This is a genomic window from Bradyrhizobium sp. (assembly GCF_016219575.1).
GTDB lineage: Bacteria > Pseudomonadota > Alphaproteobacteria > Rhizobiales > Xanthobacteraceae > Bradyrhizobium.
In genome coordinates, this window is the sequence record NZ_JACRMG010000027.1 from 94,255 (window position 1) to 113,369 (window position 19,115).

Genomic DNA, 19,115 nt, shown 5'->3' on the forward strand with positions numbered 1-19,115 from the left:
TAATCGGCGGAAGCGGAAACAATTCGACTTTCAGGCGGCAACGAAGTTTCCGCCCCTTGATATCCGCTGGCTCGGGAGTTCAGTGCGCCGTGCACACCATGCAGGGATCGAACGAGCGGACGATGTGCTGGATGGCGACAGCACGTGGCCCCGCCTCTCCGACATCGGTCCCGACCAGAGCCTGTTCGAGCGGACCACCGACATCAAGGGAGTCGCGCGGCGAGAAATTCCAGGTGGTCGGTGCGATGATCTGGTAGCGTTCAATCTTTCCGCCGCGTACCGCCACCCAGTGCCCGAGGCTGCCGCGCGCGGCTTCAACCAGCCCGACATGGGCGCCGTCAGCGATGTCGCGCGAATTCACGCAGAACGGCTCCGACAGGCGCAGCGCCTTGATCCACTGTTCCATCGCAAGGGCAATACATGCAGTCTCGATCAGGCGCGCGATCACCCGATTGCGGACATTGCTGCCGCTGGCCGACACGAGATCGGCCACCAGCGCTTGTCCCGCGATCGTCTGGCGCGCAATCGCCCCCACTTCGATCGGCTGCCCGGACAATCGCGGCGCCTTGCACCAGCTATAGGCCTGGGCCTTGTCGGGATCCGGAACCGTGGTGCTGTAGGCGGGATCGGCGGAGGATTCGCGCATCCACGCATGCGAAACGTCCTCGGTGATTTGCGCGAGCGGCAGCGGCTCGACCGTTGCCCGGGGCGCGAAGATGCCGCGCGGAAAGAGTTCGCCGTTCATGCCATGATAGGCGCCGTAGCTCATCAACAATCCCGGCCCTCGGCCGAGGTCGGCCAGCCGCAGGCTGTCGGCGAGTCGAAGGAACCAGGAGAAATCACCGCTGCGGCCGTCGCGCCAGCGGTCCAATTCCTCGGCGGTCGCGATCGCCAACACGTTTTCCAGCGAATCCGCAAAGACGACGCGCTCCAGGAAGGAGCGAAACGCAGTCGCGATCGACAGCAGCCGGACGCGCTCGCCGAGGTCAATTGCCCGCGTGGTGCCGCCGGGCTGGAAGGCGAGACTATGCGGCCACTTGCCGGCGATGATGCCCATGGTCTCGAGCAGCCGCGTCCTCGCGGGCAACGCCTCGCGCGCCGCATTGCCACGCACCGCCGCAAAGCGCTCGCTGGTTGCCCCGTACCAATCATGGGCAGAATAGGTCTCGCGGGCGAAGTCGGGCATGAAGAAGAGGTAGAAGTGCGTAAGATGATCGGCGGCATTTTCCGCGGCATGCGCAATGTTGGTGGCAAGCAGCCCGTTCGGAGCGGCCTCGCATCCCATGGCGTCGCGCAGTGCGGCGGCTGCCGCCACCGATTGCGAGACCGAGCAGATGCCACAGATCCGCGGCGCCAGCACCAGCGCATCGAGCGGCGGCCGGCCGGCGAGGATCTGCTCGAAGCCGCGATAGAGCGGCGCCGTCACCTCGGCGCGCACGACGTGCCCCTCCTCCACATCGAGGCGCACCTCGAGATCGCCTTCGACGCGGTTGAACGGGCCAATCGTGATCCGCGTCATGGCGAACGCTTGCCGCCTGACCGGCCCGGCGGCACGACCACGTGATCGGACGTCGCGTTGAGACGGACGCGTCGTGGCGTCGCCGATTTCGACAGCGCCGCAAGCGCAACGAACCAGGCTTTTGGCATATCTGTCGGAAGTCCGACGGGAATACCGGCAAGCTTCGCCGTTTCGAGGAAGTTCTGCGCACCTTCAAAGCCCGGCGACGTGCAGGCGATGCAGGCATAGCCGCCCTTGGTGCAGGAGCCGCCGCCGTTCCAGGAACGCTGGTTGCAGTCGCCGACCGCCTGCGTCGCCTTGCAGCCGAGGTGCTCCATCAGGCAGCCTCGCTCCGACATGCTCTCGGCGCTGGCCTTGAACTCATAGAACTCGTTGCGGGAGCAGCCGTGATGCGCAAGATGGTTGGCGATGAATTTCGGGCGCCCGTAAGCGTCGAGCTCGGTGGCGGAAAGATCCTTTGACATCAGCGCCAACAGGGTTTCCATCATCCAGCCCGGATGCGGCGCGCAGCCGGCAACATTGATCACCGGCAAACCAAGGCGCGACCGGAAGCCCGCCCCCAAGGCACCGCCGGCATCGGAGCCCTCGAACTGCAGGCCAACCGCGTCGGTCGGGTTGGAGCCGGCCGCCGGCACGCCGCCATAGGCCGCGCAGCTTCCGACCGCGACCACGTAGTCGGCGCGCGGCGCGAGATCCACCATCCAGCGATAGACCGAGCGATCGGTGCCCGCGAGCATGTTGAAGCGCCCTGTGTGATTCGGACCTCGCGCGATCGAACCTTCGAGCAGCAGCAGATCGAGCGGAACCTCGCCATCAAGGACCGCCTCCAGCACCTCGACAACCTCTTCACCGGTCTGCTCGCTGACCGAAGGATGCCAAAGCAGGTTGATGCCGAACTGCCGGAGTTCGTCGAACCAGCCGGAGGCCCCGCTTTCGAGAATGGACATGGTGCAGCCGCCGCAGCTCGCACCCTGCAGCCAGAGGACGTTGGTCATCCCGTCGGATCGGGTCATGTCCCCCTCTCAGTTGTTGCGGGCCTCTCCGGCCCAGCCTCGTCGACTACCATAAGCGCAAGGAACTGACTTGAGAAAGCTCAATCTTGCGCCGGGGAAGCGTTGTCGTGCTTCAGATGCCGCGTGCGGATGTTGTGAATGACGATCCATATCACCCCTACCGCAATCGGAACGAAGGCAGCCGTGGCCAACGACGGCTCGACATGCAGGCCGCTATCATGCGCTCCCTTGGCGAGATAGCCGAACAGGCTGACGACGTAATATCCGATCGCCGCCACCGACAACCCCTCGACCGTGCTTTGCATCCGCAACTGCAGCCGGGTCCGCTCATTCATGGAACGCAGCAGATCGCGGTTCTGCTCCTCGAGCTCGACATCGACGCGGGTACGCAGGAGATCGGCTGCGCGCGCGAGCTTGATCGACAGATTGGCCTGGCGCTCCTCCATGGTGGCGCAGGTCCGCATTGCCGGCGCCATCCGGCGGGCAAGAAAAGACGACCAGGTGGGATAGCCAGAAATCTCGCCGCCTTCTATGACGGACAAGCGCGCCTGTACGATGTCGTAGTAAGCCCGACTCGCACCGAAGCGGAACAGGCTGGCCGCCGCCCCACGCTCGAGCGAGGCGGCAAGCGCAGTCAGTTCGCCCAGAAGGTGATTGTTGAGCTTCAGGTCCTCGGCGCCCTGCATTTCCTCGAGCACATCGACCAGACGTCGCCCGATATGGTCGACCGAAGGCGCAAGCTCGAGCGCCGCGGGAAGGCCGAGCAGCGCCAGCGTCCGATAGGTTTCGATCTCCAATACCCGCTGCACCAAGGCGCCGAGACGACCGGGCGACAGTCCCTCGTTGCAGACGAGAACGCGAACGAAACCCTGCTCATCCGCGCGAAAATCCGAGGCAACGACGGCAGCACCGCTTCGCACGGCGACCATTGCAAGACTGTTCCTTTCCAACAACTGCTCGGCGCGTTCGACCGCGGCGGGTGTCTGCTCGACCTCGAGCTTGACCGCCACCAGCAGCCGGCCGGTCAGCGGGAGCGAGTGGATCAACGACGAAAGCTCCTCGCTCACCTCGCCGAACACGCGCGACGTCGATTCCGTCTTGCTCCAGATCCAGGTGAACGTCGTGAACTCCGAATGCTGTTCCCAACGCAACAGGATCGATCCGATATTCGCCTGATGGTGTTTGGCGGTCGGCTCCGGCGCGTCAAGTCTATGCGCCTCGCAAAAAGCAACAAGGCTTTTCCGGTCGTTGGCTGCCGCCTCGCCATGGTTGAGGAACGCCAGGCGGAGCACGCCGAGCGGCGCCGTCAGCCGCGTGAACGGGCGGGCATGCACCTCGCCGAGTATCGCCTCGCGTTGCGGATGAAGCTCGAAGCCAGCAAGACCGGTGTCTCGATCCATTCAATGCCCTCGATGGCGCTCCGGCCGCACCGTGCGAGCCGACCGTTCACTACCACAGGCCCCCCCTCCCCGCGCAACCGCAGCCGGCTCGATTCTGACCGATCCGGAGAGTTCACGCCGCCGCCACGTTGGCCATGAACCGGTCGAGCTCGGCACGAAGGCGGTGGCTTGCTTCGGCAAGTCCCCGCGCAGACTGCAGCACCGCTGACGCGGCCGAACCTGTCTCGGTCGCCTCGCGATTGACCTGCTCGAGATTGGCCGACATCTGACCCGTGCCTGACGCAGCCTGCTGCGCACTTCGCGCAATCTCCAGCGTGGTGGCGGTCTGCTGGTCGACCGCGGATGCGATGGAACTCGAGATGGAGGAGATCTCGCCGATCGTGCCGGCAATTTTCTTGATCGACACGATCGATTCACCTGTCGCCTGCTGCATGCCCTGGACATGGGAGCCGATCTCCTCAGTCGCCCGCGCGGTCTGGCTCGCAAGCGACTTCACCTCGGACGCGACCACGGCAAAGCCGCGCCCGGCCTCGCCGGCGCGTGCCGCTTCGATCGTGGCATTGAGCGCCAGCAGATTGGTTTGCTCCGCGACCGCCGTGATCAGCTTCACGACATTCCCGATCTGATGCGAGGCCTCGGCCAGCGTCGCGATCCGCAGGTCGGTTTCCTTGGCCTGCTGCACCGCGTTTTCCGAGATGTCGTTCGAATTTCTCACCTGGGTACGGATCTCGTTGATCGAGAGCGACAACTCTTCGGCGGCTGCCGCAACCGAGCGGATGCTACCGGCCGATTCCCGGGACGCGCCTACCACCGCAGTGGTGAGTTGTCCCGCCGCTTCGGCGTTGCGGGAAAGCGTGGAGGCGGCTGCTTCCAGGTGCCGGGCCGAGTTCGATATGTCGTTGACGACGTCGCCGACGGCAGCTTCGAAGCCACCGGCAAATCTGGCCAGTTCGGCGCGGCGCAGTTCGGCTGCGGACTTGCTGCGCTCCTCGATCTCGGCGGCTTCCCGCTCGGCGCGCTCAATTGCCTGGCGCTTGAACATCTCCACCGCACCGGCCATCCTGCCGACCTCGTCGCGCCGGCCGAGACCCGGCAGCACGATCTCGTACTTTCCCCTGGAGAGTTCGATCATGGCGCTGCACATCGAAATCACCGGCCGCGCGATGCCGTGCCCGATCGCAAAGGAGAGCACGAGTCCGATCGCGATCGAAGCGAGTGCAAGTGCCACCACGATCGATTGGCCGCTTGCGATCTGCTCCGACGTTTTCTTTTCTGCGTCAACCTGCCCGGCGATCGCAACGCGTTTGATCGAGGCCGCCGCCCCTGAAAGGCTGTGGCGCAGCTGCCGCATGGCTTCCGTCAGGCGTTCTATCTCCCGACCCGATGCAACGGCCCGGGCAAATCCGTCGCGATAGGCGATGATGCGATCGGCAAGGGACTTTTCTCCGGCCGCGTCCATCCCGCGCAGCGCGCCCTGATCGATCATACCGGCGATCGCCTCCAGCCGCCGCACCGCGCCTTCGGCAAGTTCACTGTCGTGCCTTTTCAGTTCCGTTGCCGCCATGAGGCTCACCGCCTCGAAGCGCTCGATGAGGTCGGCTGCGGTTGCCGTACCGTCGTTGTCGCGCCGGACCTCAGTCGACTTCGCTGCTGAGAGACCGGATCCTATTGCGACCGCTCCTTCGGCCAGCGCCACGCGAAGGCGATCGATCTCCGATCGCAGCGCCAGCACCTTGTTGAAGGAATCCGTATAGGCGCGATAGGCCTCGAACAGATCCTTGATCGATTGCTGCCAGTTCAAGGTCGAAGTCTCGGTCTTGGCGGCGGTAATGGTGCGCTCGAGCCCACGCCTCGCCTCTTCGGCAGCAGCTTCCGCCTCTTTGGTCCCGGTCAGCGCGAAATGGCGGGCATTGTTCTGATAAGTAGCCAATGAACTGTCGATCTCGCGCGCATAGTCGGATTCGGACATGCTGATCCGGTAGACGCTGAAACCGTCGAGAATCTTTTCGTAACCGAGCCAGGCGCCGCCCATGGTGACGGCGGACAACAACAGGACTACCGCAAATCCCATCATGATCTTCACCTTGATGGAGAAGTTGGCGAAGACCGGCTCGCTCTTTGGAAGGCTCATGGCGGCGGCGTTCATCTTTCCCTGCCCGCGGAAGAGGTCGGCAATCCCCTGCCGTTGCGAGACGAAAGCACGGGCGATGTAGGTCTGACTCATTTCGCAATATCCGTTGGCTGGAAGCTCGAAATGAACCGACGATGACGGCTACTCCCCTAAACATCGGTAAACCGTGAATTGCCGCGGTGCGGCGAATGGCGCCGTCACGATGCAACGCCCCGTCGTACATGGTGCCCATTTGCTCGACCACATCGCACAGGCGATGAAAAAGATGATGGAGTTTCAAGCGAGGCATGAAAGGAAAATTTCCACGCATAGAAAGAGCTTGTTTCCATTTCCGCAATTCTTCGGCGCATTCGGGCGTCACGAAAAATTTTTCGCCACCGTGATTCTGCCGGCGAGCCATCGCGATATTGTCTTAAGCAACGGCTGATTCGCTTGTTCGTTGCGTCGAATCGCTCGAGAGCAGGAGCAAACGATGACCGAGATCTCCGGGATACCGGGAACGCTCGATGCGGTCGACGCCGCCGGCAGGAGCCGTCAATCGATCTACGTCTACGAGGCGCCGGTGCGGATCTGGCACTGGCTGAATGCGGCCGCGATCTGCCTTCTGGCCGTTACCGGCTATCTGATCGCCTCGCCGCTGCCGTCGATGCCGGGCGAAGCCAGCAACTGGTACACGATGGGCTACATCCGCTTCGTTCACTTCGCCTCAGGGCAGGTACTCGCGGCGGGCTTTCTCTACCGGGTTTATTGGGCCTTCGTCGGCAATCAGTATTCGCGCCAACTCTTTGCCCTGCCCTTGCACAACAGGATCTGGCGCTGGGGCCTCTTGTACGAGCTGCGCTGGTATCTGTTCCTGGTGCGCTACCCGAAGAAATATATCGGCCACAATCCGCTCGCCAATGCCGCCATGTTCCTTTTCGTCGTGGCGATGGTGATGATGATGCTGACGGGCTTTGCCCTGTATGGCGAAGGCGAGGGCGTCGACAGCCTGTGGTACAGGTCGTTCGGCTGGGTATTCCGGATCTTTCCCAACAGCCAGGACGTGCACACCATCCATCATCTCGGCATGTGGTTCATCGTGATCTTCGTCATCATGCACGTCTATGCCGCATTGCGCGAAGACATCATGTCGCGGCAGAGCATGCTGTCGGCCATCATCACCGGCGAGCGTACGTTTCGCGATTCCCGGCCGGACTGAGTTCGTCAAAACGTCCCCGCCAGCGTCAGACGCAGCGCGAGCGGCTCGACCGGGTGCAGGACGTAGTCCATCACGCCGTTGCGGCACACGGCCGCAGGCGCCGTCTGCACGGGATAGCAGAGGCCGTAGAGCGGATCGGTCCTGAGGAGCGAACCGTAGGCGTAGGTGATCTGGTTGGCCCTGGCATTGAACAAGTTCAGTGCGTCGAGTTGGATACGCCAGCCGTTGTCGGTGCGGTAACCGATCCGCCCGTTCACAGTGCTAACCGGCGAGGAACGGAACGCATTGTCCTCCGTCAGCGGAGTGGAACCGAGGTAGCGCCAGCGCAACGCGCCAAACCAGCCGGTCTTCTCGCCCAGCGTGACGCCGGCAGATGCCACCATCGCCGGGGCATTCGGAATGTAGTTGCCAGGCGCATTGCCGATCTGCGCGTCGGGATAACCGGCAAGCGAAGCGTAAACCGCAGCCTGGTCGCTGTTGTTGCCGAGAAAGCGCGCATGCGTCATGGCGAGGTTGGCTTCGATGTCGATCCAGGATCTCGGCCGGTAGTGGTTGGTCCATTCGAAACCGTAGCGCCGGCTCGGACGGCTGGCGGAGGTATCGCCACTGTCGCCGTTGAATACGATCTCGGAGTCCTGATTGAGAATGAAGACGCTTAGTGACGTGTCGAGGTCCGGGATGAACTTGCTGCGAAAGCCAACCTCGGCACCCTTGCCGCGCACCAGGAGCGGGGAGGGCGTGAGTTTCGTGGTAGGATCGGCCGGATCCTCCGTCGTCGTCGCGCCGCGCGCGTCATTGCTGTGCACGCCGTAGCCGGCGCCGATGAAGAATTCGGTCTTGTTGAACGGTCCTATCGTCATTGTGAATTTGGGGCTGGCGAGCGCAGCGCTGGCATGGCCGGAGTTGTTGGCATTGAACGCGGAATTGACGCGCGCGTCGTAAATATCTGCGCGAAGGCCCGCCGTCGTCCTCAACCAGTCGGTCCAGCCCACGGTGGTCTGCCCATAGATGCCGACACTGCCCTCGCCCACCTTGTCGCTGCGGATGTTGGAAAGGAAGCCGCGCTGGAACGTATTGATCAGCGCAAGATCGATCGCATCATAGCGCGATTGCAGGCCGAAGGTCGTCTGCGCCGGCAGGCCAACGAACGATCCGCTCAGCGTGCGGGAAATATTGGCGCCGACCATCAGCCGGTCGTCGTGCTGATGGAATTGATCGCCGAGCACGGGATTGTTCAGGAAATAGGTGAAGTTGCTGAACAGGTCGAACTGGCTCCTGACTACATAGGCATTTGCCTTCAATGAACCGGCATTGTCGCTTTGTGCAAAGCGCGCCGAGAGCGCGAAGCGACTGGCATTGCCGCCGTCGCTCGGATCCTCAGCGCCGAACCGGCCGATCAGGCCCGAGATGATCGCGCGCTGCGGCACCTGATCGGTCGAATTCCATTTGTTGGAATAGGCCATGGCAGCCGCCGTCAGGCCGTCGGTCGCCGTGCCCTGGCTGTAGCGCACGAGCCCGTTCAGCTTGCGCACATTGTCCGGGTTGTCCCAGGGGCCGTTATAGGTTCCGACTTCCCCCGCAACGAGCAGCGTGCCGTCACCGACCTTTGCCGAATCCATGCCAAGAAGTCGGCGATAACCAAAGCTGCCCGCCGTCACCTGCGCGATCCCCTTTGCAAGGCGGTCAATCAGGCCGATATGCAGGCTGCCGACCGAACTGAAATCGCCTTCGTCGGCGAAATATGGGCCCTTGCGTACCTCCATCGCGCTGATGGTTTCCGGGATCAGCCAGTTGAGATCGGCATAGCCCTGGCCGTGCGCGTGGGTTCGCATGTTGACCGGCACGCCGTCGACGGTGATTGCGAGATCGGTGCCATGGTCGAGATTGTAGCCGCGCAGGAAGTACTGGTTGGCCTTGCCTTCCCCTGAGTGCTGGGTGACGATCAATCCCGGCGCGGCTTCGAGCAATTCGGCCGGACGCGTGACCGGACGCGCGCGCATTTCATCGCCGGACACGTTGATCTCGCTCGCCATGCGTTGCTGCGCGCTTGGTCCCGATGCGACACCCGGCGCGCCGCCCGAGGAATCAGATGAGGGCGTCGCAATATAGACAATGGGGCGGCCGGCGGATGTGACAGGCTTTGCGCGGCTTCGGGCTGCGCGCTGCTTGTGGGGCTTCGGATCGGCAATCACCTCAATCGGCGGCAGCGGCGTGGCCTCTTTCGTGTCGTGAGCGGTGGCGGTATTGCTGCACGCGCCGAACGCAGCGGTGATGGCGCACCGGCAAGCAATCTCGGCCGACCTAGAACGCTTCGACCGCATTGGTGCACCCGTCGCCGCGATCCCGTGCCTCGACGCGGACGGGTGTACGCCGATCAGCAAACGACAGACGGTACAGTGCGATCGAAGCGACCCAGACCAGCGCGAACAGCCCGATCACGGCAAAGCCAAAATTGGCGAGACTGTCGTTGAGGCCCGCGACGGCTTCCCATAGCCCGCCATCGAGTCCGAACCGCTTGCCGAGCAAGGCAAACGCTTCGACGCCGCCGATGAAGACCGCAACGACCACCGAAGCTGCGGTGATCGTGAGATTGTACCAGAGTTTGCGCAACGGATCGACGAAGGCCCAACGATAGGCACTAACCATCATTGCGCTGTCGGCGGTATCGACCAGCGCCATGGCGGCGGTGAACAGCGCAGGGAATACCAGCACGTTCCACACCGATAGGCCCCGCGCGCTCTCCGCCGCCGACAGGCTGAGCAATCCGATTTCCGTCGCCGTGTCGAAGCCGAGCCCGAACAGCAGCCCGAGCGGATACATATGCCAGCTCCGAGTCACCATGCGGAACATCGGGCCCAACAGCCGCCCCAGCAGACCATGGGCTGCGGCGATGGCGTCGATGCTTTCCAACTCACCGACGCCGCGCGCGCGGACCGCGCGAAAGGTCCGCCAGAGACCGGCGAGAATGACCAGGTTGACGACAGCGATCAGCAGCAGGAACAGCGCGGAGACCGACGTGCCGATCAGGCTTCCGACGGTCCGGATCATCCCATCGCCGTCACCCAGTTGAAGAGCCGCCGCGGCCAGCAGGATCGTGCCGGCCACCACGACGGTGGAATGACCGAGAGAGAAATAGAGACCGGCGTTGCGCGGACTATCGCCGGCATGCATCAGCTTGCGCACGACGTTGTCGATGGCCGCAATGTGATCGGCATCGACCGCGTGCCGCAGCCCAAGAACCCAGGCGAGCAAGGCCGTGCCGATGGCCGCGGGGCGGTCGGAAAATGCCGCGAAAGCCCAGGCCCAAGCGGCGACGTTGGCGAGGATCAGTCCCGTGAACAATGAGATCGTGCCGACGCGAACTGGGCCAGGCCTTGCTACAGCGAGTGCTAAACCAACGTTCATCCCAGCGCTCCAATCGCGTTGAAACAGCGCGGAACGCCCGCACCGCTGAAGGTAAGATCATTTGAAACAATCATCATACTCAGAGCAAGAGCCGCGCCAGCCGCGGCCGGGCCAGCGGGCATTGACGAAAAGGCAAATGAATTCAGTTATGTCGGAGAGGGATAGGGCTGCATGACCGAAGTCCAATGCGGCCTGTGCAGGGACAAGTGGAAACCAATTGTCCAGGCAGTGGCAACTCAGCGGCCCGACTTCGCAGGGCCTCCGGCGTGACGAACCCGGGCATGGGCATGCGTGTGGGTCTTGCCGCCATGGGCGTGCGCCTCCGCCTCGAGCGCCACCGGAACGACCACGAGCCGCCCGTGACGCACGCCACGCTCGGCGATGATGTGCTCCGAGAAATGCCGCACCTCGGCCGATGAACCGCGAAGCACGGCGACCTCAAGGCAGGACTGGTGGTCGAGATGAACGTGCACAGTTGCAACCGAGATGTCATGATGGTCGTGTTGCGCAGTTGTCAGCCGCTTGGCGAGTTCCCGAACCTCGTGGTCGTAGACATAGACCAACGCGGCCACACAAGCGCCAGCCTCGTTCTCATGGATCGTCTCGCGCAAGCCTGTCCGCACGAGGTCGCGCAGGGCTTCCGACCGGTTCTGATAACCGCGCTCCTTCTGAAAGCGATCGAGCTCTTCGACCAGATCTTCATCGAGCGTCGCCGTGATGCGTTCCATCGCGCGTCCCTTTCGCTTTCGCGAGCAGACTAGTTGGCCCGCGCTGCTCGGGTCAATTTGCTTCGGTCCGGCGGTGCGGACACCGCACCAGTTTCGCACCAGAAACGACTTCGGTGAAACGCAGCGAATGCGACCGAAAACAAGCGAAAGCAGAGCAAAATCAACGAACCCGATCGATATCCTCCCGCTCATAACGGTCTGGTTGCAGGTTCGAGTCCTGCCGCGGACACCTGGCGAAGCGAGTGAAGGCTGCCGCGCCGAAGCCCACCTGGGCGAAGGCGGGCGCGGCCGCGAGCTCCGGCTCGGCAAGCCTCGCTTCCGGGGAGCAAGGTCGACGCCCGCTCCCCCCAAACCAAAATATCGAAAACAACCCCATGCAAAGTAGCGGGGCGGTCACCGGCAATGCCGCCTTGAGCTGCGGCGATACTTGACACGTCGGGCAAATCAGCAGCACAACCTCGTGATCGCACCAGGACCGGGTGTGGGCCACTGCACCAGAAATGCCTCAATCGCAGATTCGGCGGCATTATCGCACAAACCGGCTCACCGGCGCTTCGCGCTTCCGACATCGCGGCTCGATCCATCCCACCCGCCGTTGCCAATGATGCGAACTAGCTGCCGTGCGTGATACTCCGCGCTGGACACATTGACGATGGTGGCGTCGGGCTCGGCGTCTTCGACGCTGCGGCCAAGCCGTTCGGCGATGTTGCCGTCGCTGCCGCGCTTGCGTGCGGCAAGCCGCTCGGCGAGTACGTCGGCGGGCGCCGTGATCTGTACTACCACGACGTTGGCGTAGGCATGGCGCAGCGCCGATATCACGGTACGCGAGACGTTGGCGACAACGGTGCGGCCAGCCCGGATGTCTTCCTCGATGCCGCGCGGAAGGCCGTAGGCGTGGCCGTGCGCTTCCCATTCGACTGCGAAGGCACCCCGCGCCCGGGCGTCCCGAAAGGCCTCAAGGCTCATCTGCTCGTTGTCCTCCGCGCTGGAGGCCTCACGCGTCACCACGCGCCGCGTGAACACGATCTGCGGGTCGTCGGCGCAAGCCGCTCGCGCAAGGCCCAACAGCGTATCCTTGCCGGCGCCGCTCGGTCCCACCACCAACACCAGCTTTCCTGGCCCGATCGCAGCCGTGTTCGCTTCCGGCATCGTCAGTGCCTCGCTCATGCCACGCGCCGCCCTTCCCGCCACACACTTCGCACGACCGGGATGCCGCGCGCAACGTGGACGCGGATGATATCCGCACGCCTGCCCACCGCGATTTCGCCGCGGTCGGCCAGCCCCACGGCCTCGGCCGGCGTCTTGGTCACGGTGCGCACGGCGGAAGCGAGATCAATCGCAGGCACATCGCGCGGCAATTGCAGCGCGGCCATCAGCAGGCTCGAGGGGATGTAATCCGAGGAGAGGATGTCCAGCAGGCCCTCGCGGGCGAGATCGACCGCGGCGATGTTGCCGGAATGCGAGCCGCCGCGCACCACATTGGGGGCGCCCATCAGGATGTCGATGCCGGCCTGGTGCAGGCCGCGCGCGGCCTCCATGGTGGTCGGAAACTCGGCCACCGCCACGCGGTCGCTGATCGCATCGGCCACGTTCTCCTGCGTGGTGTCATCGTGGCTGGCGAGCGGGATCCTGTACTCGTGCGCCAGCGCGACGATGGCGCGCATGTTGGTCGCGGCATGGGCCTTCTGGTAGGCGAAGCGCCGCTCGAACAGCACGTCGAGCTGGGCATCGGTCATGCCGCCGTTCTTGCCGCGATAATAGTCGCGCAGCTTGCCCTCGTCGCGGAACTGGCGCTGGCCCGGCGTGTGGTCCATCAGCGACATCAACCGCACATCGGGCCGATCGATCAGTTCCTTCGCCTCCTCGACCACGTCCGGCATCGGGATTTCGCAGCGCAGATGCAGGAAATGATCGGCACGCAACAGATCGGCCTCGCGGGCCGATGTGATGGCGGCGGCGAGCACGCCGGCACGGCCGTCGACGTCCTCCGCGCCGTCCTCGCGCCAGACGCGCAGGGAATCCAGCACCGTGGTGATGCCGCAGGTTGCAAGCTGGGCGTCATAGGAAACGACGGCGGCCGTCGCGTCCCAAAACACCTTTGGGCGGGGCACGTAGTGCGCCTCGAGATGATCGGTGTGCAGCTCGATCAGGCCGGGCATCACGAGATCGCCGCCGGCGTCCTCGCTGCCGGCCGGCGCCCTGCCCTCGCCGAATTCGGCGATACGGCCGTCGGCCATCACGACCCATCCCTGCTCGATCACGCGATCGGCGAGAACCAGGCGGGCATTGCCAAGGATGATTTCAGACCTCGACGTCATTTCAGTCTTCCCTCATGCCGCCGCGGCGAAGGCCGTCACATCGACGATGCGATCGGCGATCTCCTTGCGGATTTCATCATCATGGACGATCGCGACCGTGGCGACGCCCTTGCGTTTCTTTTCCTCGATCAGCTCGACCACGACGGCACGGTTGGCGGCGTCGAGCGAGGCAGTCGGCTCGTCGAGCAGCAGGATCGGATAGTTGGAGATGAAGCCGTGCGCGATATTGACGCGCTGCTGTTCGCCACCGGAGAAGGTCGAGGGCGGCAGCCGCCACAGACGCTCGGGAATGTTGAGGCGGCGCAGGAGAGCGCCTGCACGCTCACGCGCGTCCTCCCGGCTCACACCGTTTGCAATCAGGGGCTCGGCGACAACGTCGATGGTCGGCACGCGCGGGACGGCGCGCAGGAACTGGCTGACATAGCCGATGGTGGAACGGCGGATGCCAAGCACCTGGCGCGGCTCGGCTCCTGCCAGATCGACCACCGCACCCCGATGGCGGATGCCGATCCGTCCGCCGTCGCAACGGTAGTTGCCGTAGATCATCTTCAGGATCGACGACTTGCCCGCCCCGGACGGACCGGACAGCACGACGCATTCGCCGGCGTCGACATGAAAGGACACGCCGCGTACCACCGGCAGCTCGACGCCGCCCTGCAGGTGCATCGTGAAGGTCTTTTCGGCATTGCTGAGTTCGATCATCGCGGTCATCAGCGAGCTCATGGCGGCAGGATCGAGGAAACGAGAAGTTGCGTATAGGGCTCGCGGGGATCGTCGAGCACCTGGTCGGTCAGTCCGGTCTCGATCACCTGCCCGCCCTTCATCACCATCACGCGGTGCGACAACAGTCGCGCGACCGCGAGATCATGGGTGACGATGATGGCGGCCAGCCCAAGCTCGCTGACGAGATTGCGCATCAGGTCCAGCAGCCGCGCCTGCACGGAGACGTCCAGCCCGCCGGTCGGCTCGTCCATGAAGACGAGGCGCGGCTCGGTGACGAGGTTGCGCGCAATCTGCAGGCGCTGGCGCATGCCGCCGGAATAGGTACGCGGCGCGTCGTCGATGCGGGAGGTCTCGATCTCGACCCGATCGAGCCAGTTCGACGCCGCCTCGCGGATGCGGCCATAATGGTTCCAGCCAACCGCCATCAGCCGCTCGCCGACATTGGCGCCGGCCGAGACTGCCATGCGCAGCCCCTGCGCCGGGTCCTGGTGCACGAAGCCCCAATCGGTACGGAACAGGAAGCGCCGCTCGGCCTCGCCCAGCGAAGCCAGATCGCGCAGCACGCCGTCGCGCATGCGGTAGGACACGCGGCCCGCGCTCGGCGCCAGCTGCGCCGACAGCAATTGCAGGAGCGTCGACTTGCCCGAACCGGACTCGCCGACGACGGCCAACACCTCGCCGGGATAGAGCGCGAAAGAGACGTCGCGGCAGGCTGTCAGCCGCCCATAATTCTTGCCGAGACCTTCGGCCAGCAGCAACGGCTGATCATTTTCCGTCAGACGATCAGCCATGCGCGCTCTCCTTGTGCGGCGCTGCGCTTTCCGTGCCGCGGTGGCCGGCCGCCTGCCGGCCTTCGCAGTAGTCAGTGTCGGAGCAGACGAACATCCGGCTGCCCCGGTCGTCGGTGACGATCTCGTCGAGATAGGAATCATCCGCCCCGCAGAGCGCGCAGGGCGCGTCAAAGCGGTAGCGCGTGAACGGATGGTCCTCGAAATCGAGCGACACCACCCTGGTGTGCGGCGGGATGGCGTAGATGCGCTTCTCGCGGCCGGCGCCGAACAGCTGCAGCGCCGGGCAGTCGTCCATCTTGGGGTTGTCGAATTTCGGCGTCGGCGAGGGATCCATCACGTAACGTGCGTTCACCTTCACCGGATAAGCGTAGGAGGTGGCGATATGGCCGAAGCGCGCGATGTCCTCGTACAGCTTCACATGCATCAGCCCGTACTCGCCCAACGCATGCATGCGCCGCGTTTCGGTTTCACGCGGTTCGAGGAAGCGCAGCGGCTCGGGAATCGGCACCTGATAGACCAGCACCTGGCCCGAATGCAGCGGCGCCTCGGGAATGCGGTGCCGGGTCTGGATCACGGTCGCCTCTCCGGTCGAGGTCGTCGTCGCCACGCCCGCAGTCCTGGCGAAGAACTTGCGGATCGATATCGCGTTGGTGGTGTCGTCCGAGCCCTGGTCGATCACCTTGAGCACATCGCCGGGGCCGAGGATCGCCGCGGTCACCTGCACGCCGCCGGTGCCCCAGCCATAAGGCATGGGCATCTCGCGGCTGGCGAACGGCACCTGATAGCCGGGAATCGCGATCGCCTTCAGGATGGCGCGGCGGATCATCCGTTTGGTCTGTTCGTCGAGATAGGCGAAGTTGTAGGCCGTCGCGTTCATTCCGCGGCCTCCTTGAGCGGCTCGGAGGCGGCTTCGAAGAATTCCGCGCGCAGCTTGCGCAACAGGCCGAGCTCGGACTGGAAGTCGACGTAATGCGGCAGTTTGAGGTGCTCGACAAAGCCGGTCGCCTGCACATTGTCGGAATGCGACATGACGAATTCCTCGTCCTGCGCCGGCGCCTTGATTTCCTCTTCAAGCTCGCGCGCACGCAAGGAACGATCGACCAGCGCCATCGACATGGTCTTGCGCTCGCTCTGGCCGAAGGCGAGGCCATAGCCGCGGGTGAAGCACGGCGCCTCGGTGGCCGAGCCCTTGAACTGGTTGACCATCTGGCATTCGCTCATCGCCATTGCGCCAAGCGGCACGGCAAAGCCCGCATCCTCGGCATAGAACTCGACCTCCACATCGCCGAAGCGGATTTCGCCGGCGAAGGGATGGCTGCGGCCATAGCCGCGCTGGGTGGAGTAGCCGAGCGCAAGCAGAAAGCCTTCGTCGGCGCGCGCCAGGTTCTGCAGGCGCAGGTCGCGGTCGGCCGGGAAGCTCAGCGGCTCGCGGGTGAGATCGCCGACCGGAGCATCGGCGTCCGTTTCCGGCGACGGCTCGATCAGCCCGTCGCGGCCGAGAATGTCGGTCACGCGCGGCATCGAAGCCAGCGGTTCGGCGGTAGCGGGCGCTTCCGGCGAGCCGGCCCCCGCCAGTTGCGGATCGAGCAGTCGGTGGGTGTAGTCGAAGGTCGGCCCGAGCACCTGACCGCCCGGAATGTCCTTGAAGGTCGAGGAAATGCGCCGGCGCACCTGCATGGCGCCGGTGTCGACCGGCTCGGTTGCGCCGAAGCGCGGCAGGGTGGCGCGGAAGGCGCGCACCAGGAAGATCGCCTCGATCAGGTCGCCGCGCGCCTGCTTGATGGCGAGCGCCGCCAGCTCGCGGTCGTAGAGCGAGCCCTCGGTCATCACGCGGTCGACGCCGAGGCTGAGCTGTTCCGAAATCTGGGAGAGCGATATCTCCGGCACGTCGCGGTCGCCGCGGCGCTCATGCGCCAGCAGGCGATGGGCGTTCTCGATGGCGCGTTCCCCGCCCTTGACGGCAACGTACATGGCTCAGGCTCCGTGCGCGGCGAGCCGCGTGGTTCGGGGGATGGCGACAACGGCATCGTCATGCACCAGCACGACGTCGATGCCGCGCGGGAACAGCACCGCATTGATCGCAAGCCGATCGAACAAGTTCGCCGGGACCGTCGCTTGCAGCACCGCCGCGCCGTCGATGCCGGGACCGATCAGTTCCCAGGCGGGCCCCGCGTGGAGGCTGTCGACCTGCATGATCAGCGTGGTGGAACGATCGGGATATTCGTTGCTGCCGAGCGCCAGGCGATCTAGCGGCGGAATGTCGTGCGGATTGCCGACCAGGGCAAAGGCGCTCGCGGCGGAGTCCGCGATGACGGGCGCGCTGGTGTGGAACTTCAGCCATTTGCCGACATCCGCCGTCGCCGACATCGCCTTGTCGAGCCAGACCGGCGTATCGTGATCGAACAGTGTGAGCGCAATCGCGGCCGTGCCGCGCATCATCGGTGCCGGCGTTCCCGGGACCGCATGAATCCGTTGCACGCTGCCGGGGCGCGCCATCGCGTCCATCACGGAGCGGAACGTCGATTGCGCCGACAAGACCTTGTCCGCAAAGCCAGCCGGCATTTCGGCGACCGTCACCATCGCTCACCCCTCACCGCGCACCATCGTGTAGAAATCAACCCGCGTCGCCGCGGCCTCGGCGGACTTGCGGCTGCGCCTTGCGAGCATCTCTGCCCGCAACGGCGCCAGCACATTGGCCTCCACTGCATCGGCGTATCCGCGCGATTGCACCATGGCGTCGCACAGCGCGATCATCCGCGCCTTGGCGAGATCGCGGCCAAGCGTATAGCCGAAGCCAACCTCGCCGGTGGCCAGCCGAACCGCGGCACGCGAGACCGTAGCTTCGCCCAGATTGAAAGGCGCGCCGTCGCCGCCGATTCGGCCGCGCACCATCACCAAGCCGTTCTCGGGCTCGCGAAGCTCGGCATGCGCCGGCAGGTCGATCGCATTCAGGCAGCGCGCGATCTCGGCGCCGGCGACGCTCGCAAGCACCGTCATCGCGGCCTTGCGCCGTGCGTCGATGGCATCTTCAGCGGTTGCACCCATCGCGGCCTTGCCGGTTCCAAGTTGTCTATGCTACTAGACAACTCAGATACCGACGCTGCATGAAGGTTTCGTGACAGGCCGATGATTTTCACAATGCGCTTCGAAGGCCGCGTGCCATGTCGATAACCGATATCGCCTCCGGCGTGGCGCTGTGGCGCCAGGTGGCCGACGGCATCGAGCGCGGCATCGCCGATGGCCGCTTCGTTGCCGGCGAGAAGCTGCCGGGCGAGGTGGAGATCGCCGAGACCTATCGCGTCAATCGACACACGGTGCGGCGGGCGCTCGCAGCGCTGGCCGAACGCGGGCTGGTGCGGGCAGAGCGCGGCAGCGGCACCTATGTCGAAGCGCCGCGCCTCGCCTATCCCCTGCGTTCGCGCACGCGGTTCTCCGAGATCGTCGGAGCGGGCGGCCGCGAACCGCGCGGGCAATTGATCGAGGCATCGGAGGAGATCGCCAGCCGCGAGCTGGCGCGCGAGCTGGGATTGAGAACCGGCGCCCCCCTGGTCCGGATCGAAGCGCTGCGCCTGGCCGACCGCACGCCGATCTGCATCGGCACGCATTGGCTGTCGGCAGAGCGATTTTCGGATGCGGGACGGGTCTATGCCGGCGCGCGCTCGATGACAAAGCTGCTGGCGCATTATGGCGTCCGTGACTACCGCCGTGCCTCGACCCGGATCACGGCGGGCATCGTCGATGCAACCGACGCCGCGCGGCTCGACGTCGCGCTTGGACGGCCGGTTCTTGTGGTGGACTCGACCGATATCGATGCGGATGGCCGGCCCCTGATGACCAAGCGCGTGCGCTTTGCGGCAGAGCGGGTGCAATTCCTCGTCGAAAACTGAGG

The 19,115-nt window shown here is 64.7% G+C and carries 18 protein-coding genes; 3 read left to right on the forward strand and 15 right to left on the reverse strand.

Features of this window, described 5'->3' with window-relative positions:
• Window positions 1-79: 79 nt before the first annotated feature.
• The 4 genes from HZB49_RS20975 to HZB49_RS20990 all read right to left on the reverse strand — a co-directional run bounded on the left by HZB49_RS20975 (window position 80) and on the right by HZB49_RS20990 (window position 6,156).
• On the reverse strand, window positions 80-1,519 hold the full coding sequence (locus HZB49_RS20975; RefSeq protein WP_291614842.1) for a nickel-dependent hydrogenase large subunit: 1,440 nt from the start codon (window positions 1,517-1,519) through the stop codon (window positions 80-82).
• The gene (locus HZB49_RS20980; protein ID WP_291614843.1) at window positions 1,516-2,532 is read right to left on the reverse strand and encodes a HupU protein; all 1,017 of its coding nucleotides are present in this window, start codon (window positions 2,530-2,532) and stop codon (window positions 1,516-1,518) included. Before HZB49_RS20980 ends, HZB49_RS20975 begins: the two co-directional genes overlap by 4 nt.
• A gap of 80 nt (window positions 2,533-2,612) precedes the next feature.
• The gene (locus tag HZB49_RS20985) at window positions 2,613-3,932 is read right to left on the reverse strand and encodes a DUF3422 domain-containing protein (protein WP_291614844.1); all 1,320 of its coding nucleotides are present in this window, start codon (window positions 3,930-3,932) and stop codon (window positions 2,613-2,615) included.
• A gap of 112 nt (window positions 3,933-4,044) precedes the next feature.
• Window positions 4,045-6,156 carry a methyl-accepting chemotaxis protein gene (locus tag HZB49_RS20990; RefSeq protein ID WP_291614845.1) on the reverse strand — a complete coding sequence of 704 codons (2,112 nt, stop codon included), beginning with the start codon at window positions 6,154-6,156 and terminating at the stop codon, window positions 4,045-4,047.
• Window positions 6,157-6,265: 109 nt separating this feature from the next.
• Here HZB49_RS20990 and HZB49_RS20995 point away from each other — a divergent pair, with 109 nt between their 5' ends.
• Both HZB49_RS20995 and cybH read left to right on the forward strand, forming a co-directional pair.
• The gene (locus HZB49_RS20995; protein WP_291614846.1) at window positions 6,266-6,490 is read left to right on the forward strand and encodes a hypothetical protein; all 225 of its coding nucleotides are present in this window, start codon (window positions 6,266-6,268) and stop codon (window positions 6,488-6,490) included.
• A gap of 45 nt (window positions 6,491-6,535) precedes the next feature.
• Window positions 6,536-7,261, forward strand: a complete 726-nt coding sequence (gene cybH / locus HZB49_RS21000) for a Ni/Fe-hydrogenase, b-type cytochrome subunit (protein WP_291614848.1) — start codon at window positions 6,536-6,538, stop codon at window positions 7,259-7,261.
• A 5-nt stretch (window positions 7,262-7,266) separates the two neighbouring features.
• On the opposite strand, the gene HZB49_RS21005 is transcribed toward cybH, so the two are convergent.
• The 11 genes from HZB49_RS21005 to phnG all read right to left on the reverse strand — a co-directional run bounded on the left by HZB49_RS21005 (window position 7,267) and on the right by phnG (window position 18,271).
• Window positions 7,267-9,294: a TonB-dependent receptor gene (locus HZB49_RS21005; RefSeq protein ID WP_291614850.1), complete on the reverse strand. Its 2,028-nt coding sequence runs from the start codon at window positions 9,292-9,294 to the stop codon at window positions 7,267-7,269.
• 268 nt (window positions 9,295-9,562) lie between these two features.
• Window positions 9,563-10,666 carry a HoxN/HupN/NixA family nickel/cobalt transporter gene (locus HZB49_RS21010; RefSeq protein WP_291614852.1) on the reverse strand — a complete coding sequence of 368 codons (1,104 nt, stop codon included), beginning with the start codon at window positions 10,664-10,666 and terminating at the stop codon, window positions 9,563-9,565.
• A gap of 236 nt (window positions 10,667-10,902) precedes the next feature.
• Entirely contained in the window at window positions 10,903-11,394 is a 492-nt protein-coding gene (gene nikR, locus HZB49_RS21015; protein WP_291614854.1) for a nickel-responsive transcriptional regulator NikR, read from the reverse strand.
• A 543-nt stretch (window positions 11,395-11,937) separates the two neighbouring features.
• The gene (gene phnN, locus HZB49_RS21020) at window positions 11,938-12,561 is read right to left on the reverse strand and encodes a phosphonate metabolism protein/1,5-bisphosphokinase (PRPP-forming) PhnN (protein WP_291614856.1); all 624 of its coding nucleotides are present in this window, start codon (window positions 12,559-12,561) and stop codon (window positions 11,938-11,940) included.
• The gene (locus HZB49_RS21025; RefSeq protein WP_291614858.1) at window positions 12,558-13,712 is read right to left on the reverse strand and encodes an alpha-D-ribose 1-methylphosphonate 5-triphosphate diphosphatase; all 1,155 of its coding nucleotides are present in this window, start codon (window positions 13,710-13,712) and stop codon (window positions 12,558-12,560) included. Before HZB49_RS21025 ends, phnN begins: the two co-directional genes overlap by 4 nt.
• 12 nt (window positions 13,713-13,724) lie before the next feature.
• Window positions 13,725-14,423, reverse strand: coding sequence for a phosphonate C-P lyase system protein PhnL (gene phnL / locus HZB49_RS21030; RefSeq protein WP_291614859.1), 699 nt, complete (start codon window positions 14,421-14,423; stop codon window positions 13,725-13,727).
• An 8-nt stretch (window positions 14,424-14,431) separates the two neighbouring features.
• Window positions 14,432-15,226 carry a phosphonate C-P lyase system protein PhnK gene (gene phnK, locus HZB49_RS21035; RefSeq protein ID WP_291614861.1) on the reverse strand — a complete coding sequence of 265 codons (795 nt, stop codon included), beginning with the start codon at window positions 15,224-15,226 and terminating at the stop codon, window positions 14,432-14,434.
• Window positions 15,219-16,103 carry an alpha-D-ribose 1-methylphosphonate 5-phosphate C-P-lyase PhnJ gene (locus tag HZB49_RS21040; RefSeq protein WP_291614864.1) on the reverse strand — a complete coding sequence of 295 codons (885 nt, stop codon included), beginning with the start codon at window positions 16,101-16,103 and terminating at the stop codon, window positions 15,219-15,221. The genes phnK and HZB49_RS21040 overlap by 8 nt, the downstream gene beginning before the upstream one ends.
• Window positions 16,100-17,197, reverse strand: a complete 1,098-nt coding sequence (locus tag HZB49_RS21045) for a carbon-phosphorus lyase complex subunit PhnI (protein WP_291614865.1) — start codon at window positions 17,195-17,197, stop codon at window positions 16,100-16,102. The genes HZB49_RS21040 and HZB49_RS21045 overlap by 4 nt, the downstream gene beginning before the upstream one ends.
• Window positions 17,198-17,200: 3 nt before the next feature.
• A complete protein-coding gene (phnH, locus tag HZB49_RS21050; protein WP_291614867.1) occupies window positions 17,201-17,806 on the reverse strand; it encodes a phosphonate C-P lyase system protein PhnH in 606 nt (201 codons plus the stop codon).
• 3 nt (window positions 17,807-17,809) lie between these two features.
• The gene (gene phnG / locus HZB49_RS21055; RefSeq protein WP_291614869.1) at window positions 17,810-18,271 is read right to left on the reverse strand and encodes a phosphonate C-P lyase system protein PhnG; all 462 of its coding nucleotides are present in this window, start codon (window positions 18,269-18,271) and stop codon (window positions 17,810-17,812) included.
• 116 nt (window positions 18,272-18,387) lie between these two features.
• Here phnG and phnF point away from each other — a divergent pair, with 116 nt between their 5' ends.
• Window positions 18,388-19,113: a phosphonate metabolism transcriptional regulator PhnF gene (gene phnF / locus HZB49_RS21060; RefSeq protein WP_291614871.1), complete on the forward strand. Its 726-nt coding sequence runs from the start codon at window positions 18,388-18,390 to the stop codon at window positions 19,111-19,113.
• Window positions 19,114-19,115: the final 2 nt, after the last annotated feature.

What these genes read in the sequence shown, in the direction of transcription:
- HZB49_RS21025 (WP_291614858.1), bottom strand. Translation starts at nt 13,712, where the DNA reads ATGACGTCGAGGTCTGAAATCATCCTTGGCAATGCCCGCCTGGTTCTC.
- HZB49_RS21005 (WP_291614850.1), bottom strand. Translation starts at nt 9,294, where the DNA reads ATGGCGAGCGAGATCAACGTGTCCGGCGATGAAATGCGCGCGCGTCCG.
- HZB49_RS20995 (WP_291614846.1), top strand. Translation starts at nt 6,266, where the DNA reads ATGCAACGCCCCGTCGTACATGGTGCCCATTTGCTCGACCACATCGCA.
- HZB49_RS20985 (WP_291614844.1), bottom strand. Translation starts at nt 3,932, where the DNA reads ATGGATCGAGACACCGGTCTTGCTGGCTTCGAGCTTCATCCGCAACGC.
- cybH (WP_291614848.1), top strand. Translation starts at nt 6,536, where the DNA reads ATGACCGAGATCTCCGGGATACCGGGAACGCTCGATGCGGTCGACGCC.
- phnN (WP_291614856.1), bottom strand. Translation starts at nt 12,561, where the DNA reads ATGAGCGAGGCACTGACGATGCCGGAAGCGAACACGGCTGCGATCGGG.
- HZB49_RS20975 (WP_291614842.1), bottom strand. Translation starts at nt 1,519, where the DNA reads ATGACGCGGATCACGATTGGCCCGTTCAACCGCGTCGAAGGCGATCTC.
- HZB49_RS20980 (WP_291614843.1), bottom strand. Translation starts at nt 2,532, where the DNA reads ATGACCCGATCCGACGGGATGACCAACGTCCTCTGGCTGCAGGGTGCG.
- HZB49_RS20990 (WP_291614845.1), bottom strand. Translation starts at nt 6,156, where the DNA reads ATGAGTCAGACCTACATCGCCCGTGCTTTCGTCTCGCAACGGCAGGGG.
- phnL (WP_291614859.1), bottom strand. Translation starts at nt 14,423, where the DNA reads ATGACCGCGATGATCGAACTCAGCAATGCCGAAAAGACCTTCACGATG.
- HZB49_RS21040 (WP_291614864.1), bottom strand. Translation starts at nt 16,103, where the DNA reads ATGAACGCGACGGCCTACAACTTCGCCTATCTCGACGAACAGACCAAA.
- nikR (WP_291614854.1), bottom strand. Translation starts at nt 11,394, where the DNA reads ATGGAACGCATCACGGCGACGCTCGATGAAGATCTGGTCGAAGAGCTC.
- phnG (WP_291614869.1), bottom strand. Translation starts at nt 18,271, where the DNA reads ATGGGTGCAACCGCTGAAGATGCCATCGACGCACGGCGCAAGGCCGCG.
- phnH (WP_291614867.1), bottom strand. Translation starts at nt 17,806, where the DNA reads ATGGTGACGGTCGCCGAAATGCCGGCTGGCTTTGCGGACAAGGTCTTG.
- phnK (WP_291614861.1), bottom strand. Translation starts at nt 15,226, where the DNA reads ATGGCTGATCGTCTGACGGAAAATGATCAGCCGTTGCTGCTGGCCGAA.
- phnF (WP_291614871.1), top strand. Translation starts at nt 18,388, where the DNA reads ATGTCGATAACCGATATCGCCTCCGGCGTGGCGCTGTGGCGCCAGGTG.
- HZB49_RS21010 (WP_291614852.1), bottom strand. Translation starts at nt 10,666, where the DNA reads ATGAACGTTGGTTTAGCACTCGCTGTAGCAAGGCCTGGCCCAGTTCGC.
- HZB49_RS21045 (WP_291614865.1), bottom strand. Translation starts at nt 17,197, where the DNA reads ATGTACGTTGCCGTCAAGGGCGGGGAACGCGCCATCGAGAACGCCCAT.